Genomic DNA, 5,694 nt, shown 5'->3' on the forward strand with positions numbered 1-5,694 from the left:
CTGACGCCTGACGCAAATCAGTGTCAAGGCGTCTTTTGCCGTCAAGCTTACTTCCTGCTGTCTTTGCCCTGTGTCGACCCCCTGGCGTCAGGCATTCCTGTCACACCAAGTCTGCTATGCTGCCCGGCAACATCGTATTTGCGAGGCAGCCCATGATTACCCTTCACCACCTGGAAAATTCCCGCTCCCTGCGTATCGTCTGGCTACTCGAAGAACTGGGGCTGGACTACGAGATTCGCCACTACGCCCGCGACAGCAAAACCATGCTGGCTCCGCCGGAACTCAAACAAGTGCACCCACTGGGTAAATCCCCGGTAATCACCGACGGTGACATCACCGTGCCTGAGTCCGGCGCCATCATCGAATATCTGATACAGCGATACGGCAACGACAGCTGGAAAATCAGCGCCGACGACCCACGCTGGGTGCAGGAACGCTACTGGCTACACTACGCAGAAGGCTCGCTGATGCCCCTGCTGGTGATGAAGCTGGTATTCAGCCGGATTCCCAAATCACCCATGCCCTTTATCGCCCGCCCGGTTGCCAAGGGCATCAGCGGCAAGGTCATCGGCACCTTCATCGACCCGCAACTGGAAAACCAGCTTGCCGTTATCGAAGCACACCTGGGCACCCACAGCTGGTTTACCGGTGACACCCCCAGCGCAGCGGATATCATCATGAGCTTCCCACTGCAGGCGGCCTCCGCCCGCGCAGACCTGAGTCAACTACCCGCCATCCAGCGTTTTCTGCAACAGATGGAGGCGCGCCCGGCCTACCAGCGGGCCGTGGAACGGGCGGGCCCGCTGACGCCCATGCGTTAACAGGCACCATGACACCGGAACAACGCATCCTTGCCAGCTGGCATGACAATGCCATGCCCTGGATACGCCTGATACAGGAACAGGGCATTGCCAGCCGCCGCACCAGCGACCCGGCCATTGAACGGGCCATCATCGCCCGGCAGGCAGGCCGGGTTCTGGATGTGGGTTGCGGCGAAGGCTGGCTTTGCCGCCGCCTGGCTGCCCGGGGCATTCACACCACCGGCATCGATGCCATCCCCTCCCTGGTGGACAGCGCCCGCCAGCAGCATCCGGAGGGGGATTACCGTTGCCTGTCATTCAGCGAACTGGACACCGACCTCGCCGAGTCCTTCGATCTGGCCGTCTGCAATTTCTCCCTGTTTGGCGAGCAATCCGTGGAGCAGTTGCTCGCCACCCTGCAGACACGACTGACCCCCAGCGGGATGCTGCTGGTGCAAACCCTGCATCCGTTGATGGCCTGTGACGGGGATTACCGGAGTGGCTGGCGGGAAACCCGCTGGCCGAGTTCCGGGAGCGATTTCGGTGCAGCCCCACCCTGGTATTTTCGTAACCTGGAAAACTGGCTCGCCCTGTTTCAACGTCTGGGCTACCAGGTCAGCCTGGAAGAGCCTCTGGACCCGCAACAAAAGCTGCCGGTATCGGTGATCTTTCACGCTGTCGCCGGCCACCGATAACAGTAAACCAACAACTGATAACAAAGTGTTGCTGGTTGAAACCCGTATCCAGCCCTAGCCTGTTCGCACAACAAAAACAGGGTGGATGAGACATGATTCTTCTTTATTTCCTGATCGTGTTTGTTTTCTTTCTTTCCATCATGCAGTGGGTTTTTCGTCGCATCGACGCCCGCCACAGTCTCTCCACAGTGACTACTGCGGAAAGCTTCCTGTCTACAGAACAACGCGCAAACACACGATAGAATCATCAAAAACTGTTAAAACGGCGAACCAAACACAAAATATTTATTCTAAGCAGTATCTTTACAGGAGCTGTCAGGGAGTAAACGACATGAAAACCTATCTCGCCGCCGCCGTATTGGGCAGTGCCATCCTCGTTACCGGCTGCCAGAGCCAGCAACCGGAAGAACCCATTAATCCTACTGCCCAGAAAATCACCTACAGCGGCATGCTGCCCTGCGCAGACTGCTCAGGTATCCGCACCACTCTGACGCTGTACCGGGATCAGTACGACAATCCCTCCCGCTTTGAGCTGCGCGAAGAATACCTGAGCGGATCCAAGGTGGAGCTGAGCGCTTCCGAACGAGGCAGCTGGGAGTCCGAAAAGCGTCTGCAAGGCAACATGGAATACGACGTCTACACGATCAATCCTGACGACCCGGATGCCGATCGCCAGTACATCAAGGATGCCGTCAACGCTATTGAGCAACTGGATCAGAGCGGTAATCGCATCGAATCCAACATGAACTATCGCTTGCTGCTCAAGTAAGCCTGTGAGGGCGCTTCGGCGCCCTCTGCATTTCATGATTCTCCCAAAACGGCTACTACAACTCTGCCGCCCCAAAACCTCCCTCTATGCCCTTGCCAGCAGCTAATTACCCTTACCCCCAGTAACGAAAACTCACTATTCCCTGGTACGTCAGGCCATTACCGTGAATAGACTGCAAATAGGAATGACTTGCATTAAGGCGCCTATGAACCTATCATTGCGAACCGAATTCGGGCCTTCGCGCTGAGGGCCACAAGTCTGTGTTTCCCGGTTCCTTTCTCAGTCACCGAGATGCCACAACCGCGTGCCAGACTCTACGCACGCTTTTTGTATTAATGACCGGGCCTTCAATAGATTCGCCCGCAGCAGGAGTGTTTCCATGCCCCCGATTTCCCTGCACCTGCCCGACTGGTTTGTCAGCGGTGGCGCCACCATGTGGGTCCTCGCCTTCATGTCCGTGATTGCCCTGGCCACCCTGATCTCCAAGATCCTGCAGTTCGCCCGCGTTCGCCCGGGCAGCGCTCGCCAGGCAGACCGCCTGCTGGACGCCCTGGCCAAGGGTCAGCAGCCCGGCAAACCCGGCAAACTGACCAGCCCCATCGACCAGGTGGTATGGCAATGCTGGCAGAACAGCAAGCTGGAAGAAGCCGCCTGGCAAGAAGAAAGCCTGCGCCTGGCTCGCAGCTCTCTGGACAACCTGCGCGGCGGCCTGCGCATCCTCGAAGTGATCAGCGCCGTAGCGCCCCTGCTCGGCCTGCTGGGTACCGTATTCGGCATGATCGGCGCCTTCCAGGCCCTGGAAACCGCCGGCTCCCAGGTCGACCCCTCCATCCTCTCTGGCGGTATCTGGGAAGCCCTGCTGACCACCGCTGCCGGCCTGACCGTGGCCATTCCCACCCTGGCCGCCTTCCACTGGGCGGATCGCAGTCTGGAGCTGTGCCGGGAAAAGATGCAGGACCGTCTGTCCCGACTGAAAGTCCTGCGCAACAACCACGCGGAATCCGAACCCCTGGAAGAGGACCGCGACCAATCGGTGGCGCATGCATATTGAACCGGAGCGTCACCGCACACCCTTCATAAGCCTGACGCCACTGATTGATGTAGTATTTATTCTGTTGGTGTTCTTTATGCTGGCCACCCGCTTCGGGCAGTTCTACGACCTGCCCGTCAACGTGCAGCCCGCAGACAGCATCAACAAACCCGATGACAAGTGGCTGGTTATCGAAGTGGAAGCCGACGGTGACCTGAACCTGAACGGTGTCAGCTTTACCCCTGATGCGGTAGCCGATCGACTCGACACCCAGAAGAGCAAGGTGTGGGTCACGGTCAGCGCCGATGCCACCCTGCAGCAGGCCCTTGCCGCCGTGGACGCCATCAAGGCCGCCGGCGTCAAGGATGTACAACTGGAGCTGTTGCCGTGATGATCATGGAAACCTCTTCCCGTCGCCCGCCGCTGGAACCGGTGTTACCGCTGATCAATGTGGTGTTTCTGCTGTTGATCTTCTTCATGCTGGCCGGCCAGCTGGCCAAAAGCCCCTCCGTGTCCGTGGATACCCCACTGAGCCAGAGCGCCAATGGCCCCGAAGCCCGTGACAAGCTACTGCTGGTGTTGCAGCAGGATGGTCAGTGGTTTGCCGAGGACAACGATACCGCGCTCACTGAAGCGACACTGCAAGACTATCTGAGCGAACGCCCGGAAGGTGGGGAAGTGCGCCTGTTGGCGGACGCCGGTGTCACCATGACCACCCTGCGCGAGCGTCTGGAAATCCTGCAAGGCCTGGGCGTGGAACAGGTACGCCTGGTGACCCGCAACGACGGGGGTGACCAATGACATCCCGTACCCTGTTTGCCTGGGTCGCCTCTGCCCTGATTCATGCCAGCGTACTGGTCACCGTAGGTGCACTGACCCTGGCCGGCGGACGCCCGAGCAAACCCGGCGTCACCGAAATGGTAGTGAACCTGTCTGCGCCGCCAGCGGAAAAGCCTGCTGCGCCGCCCGCACCGGCGAAACCGGAACCGGCCCCGAAACCCGAGCCGAAACCCAAGCCCAAGGTAAAGCCAAAACCGAAACCGGTGGCGAAACCCAAACCGGAGCCGAAACCGGAACCCGAGCCTGAGCCTGAGCCTGTAGTGGCCAAGAGTGACGTCGTAGAGGAACAGGACACCCAGGAAGACGCCGAGAGTGAGCAGGCCGCTGCCAGCCAGACGCAGCAAGTGGGCGCCAAGGGCATGGCCGGAGACCCGGGCGAAGGGGTGCATCAATCCGGAGACACGGAAAACGCCCTGAACAAGTACCTGGCCAAGGTGCGCGACACCATCGACTACAACAAGCAGTATCCGCACCGCGCCCGCATGCGTCGCCAGGAGGGCACCGTAAAAGTGTCGTTCTGGATCAACGCTGCCGGGCGGGCGGAAAAAGTGGCAGTGGTAGAAAGCTCTGGCAGCCGTATCCTGGATCGGGCGACCCAGGAGCTTGTCTCCCGTTTGCGCTTTGATGCCCCACCGAAGGATCTGGACAGCATCCCGGTGGAAATCCTCGCCCCGGTGGATTACGACCTCAGCAACAGTTGATCCCTGCTCTGCCAGTCTTTATGTTCGACCTGACCCGCTAATTTCCACATGGGCTCAGGTTGAATGTATGGCGGGTACTTGCCTGTCCCATCCCTGCAACAAGGATGCCCTCCCCATGAGCGCTCTGACCCTCGCCTTATTGCTGAGTCTGGCCGCTGGCCTGAGCATGGCCGCCGGCGCCCTTATCGGCGTCAAACAACACATCGCACGGGGCTGGCTGGAGCAGGAAGTCCGCCATACGGTTATCGCCTTCGGCGGCGGCGCCCTGCTGGCTGCGGTAGCGCTGGTGCTGGTGCCGGAAGGCGCCCAGCACCATACCCCCTTGTCCGCCACCCTGCTGTTTGTGGGCGGCGGCATTGCCTTCATGGTGGTGGATCGGGCCCTGGCCGCCCATGGCGGCGCCATGTCCCAGCTGCTGGCCATGCTGCTGGACTTTGTTCCTGAAGCCATCGCCCTGGGGGCAGCACTGGCGGTGGGTGGCGGCCAGGCCTACCTGCTGGCATTCCTGATCGGCATGCAGAACCTGCCAGAAGGCTTTAACGCCTACCGGGAAATCCGCAACAGCAAAGGCAACACCCTGTCCTCCACCAAAATCATCCTGGCGTTCGCCACCCTGGCCCTGCTCGGCCCGGCCAGCGCCGCCCTCGGCTTTCTGGTACTGGTGAACAATCCCCTGATTCTGGGCGGTATCATGCTGTTTGCCAGCGGCGGCATTCTCTACCTGGTGTTCCAGGACATCGCCCCACAGGTGCCTCTGAAAAAACACTGGGCTCCCGCCCAGGGAGCGGTAGCTGGTTTTGCGTTGGGGTTGGTGGGGCACCTTCTGGTGCATTGAAACGAAGCCCCGTAGGAGCGCCGC

The 5,694-nt window shown here is 60.1% G+C and carries 8 protein-coding genes; all 8 read left to right on the forward strand.

Going from position 1 to position 5,694, the window contains the following annotated elements; genetic code table 11:
* Positions 1-152 precede the first annotated feature (152 nt).
* The 8 genes from B3Q33_RS15035 to B3Q33_RS15070 all read left to right on the forward strand — a co-directional run bounded on the left by B3Q33_RS15035 (position 153) and on the right by B3Q33_RS15070 (position 5,670).
* Entirely contained in the window at positions 153-821 is a 669-nt protein-coding gene (locus B3Q33_RS15035; RefSeq protein WP_035250253.1) for a glutathione S-transferase family protein, read from the forward strand.
* Between the two features lie 8 nt (positions 822-829).
* Positions 830-1,495 carry a class I SAM-dependent methyltransferase gene (locus tag B3Q33_RS15040; RefSeq protein ID WP_035250133.1) on the forward strand — a complete coding sequence of 222 codons (666 nt, stop codon included), beginning with the start codon at positions 830-832 and terminating at the stop codon, positions 1,493-1,495.
* Positions 1,496-1,826: 331 nt separating this feature from the next.
* Entirely contained in the window at positions 1,827-2,264 is a 438-nt protein-coding gene (locus B3Q33_RS15045; protein WP_035250135.1) for a copper resistance protein NlpE, read from the forward strand.
* A gap of 379 nt (positions 2,265-2,643) precedes the next feature.
* Positions 2,644-3,315, forward strand: coding sequence for a MotA/TolQ/ExbB proton channel family protein (locus B3Q33_RS15050; RefSeq protein ID WP_272962204.1), 672 nt, complete (start codon positions 2,644-2,646; stop codon positions 3,313-3,315).
* Positions 3,305-3,685 (forward strand): ExbD/TolR family protein, encoded by a 381-nt coding sequence (locus B3Q33_RS15055; protein ID WP_035250138.1) that lies wholly within the window; start codon positions 3,305-3,307, stop codon positions 3,683-3,685. The genes B3Q33_RS15050 and B3Q33_RS15055 overlap by 11 nt, the downstream gene beginning before the upstream one ends.
* Complete coding sequence (locus tag B3Q33_RS15060) at positions 3,685-4,095, forward strand: ExbD/TolR family protein (RefSeq protein WP_272962205.1); 411 nt, start codon at positions 3,685-3,687, stop codon at positions 4,093-4,095. Before B3Q33_RS15055 ends, B3Q33_RS15060 begins: the two co-directional genes overlap by 1 nt.
* Complete coding sequence (locus B3Q33_RS15065; RefSeq protein WP_272962203.1) at positions 4,092-4,835, forward strand: energy transducer TonB; 744 nt, start codon at positions 4,092-4,094, stop codon at positions 4,833-4,835. The genes B3Q33_RS15060 and B3Q33_RS15065 overlap by 4 nt, the downstream gene beginning before the upstream one ends.
* Before the next feature lie 115 nt (positions 4,836-4,950).
* Positions 4,951-5,670 (forward strand): ZIP family metal transporter, encoded by a 720-nt coding sequence (locus B3Q33_RS15070; protein ID WP_272962202.1) that lies wholly within the window; start codon positions 4,951-4,953, stop codon positions 5,668-5,670.
* Positions 5,671-5,694: the final 24 nt, after the last annotated feature.

It is taken from the genome of Alcanivorax sp. UBA3183 (genome assembly GCF_002364155.1).
GTDB lineage: Bacteria > Pseudomonadota > Gammaproteobacteria > Pseudomonadales > Alcanivoracaceae > Alcanivorax > Alcanivorax jadensis.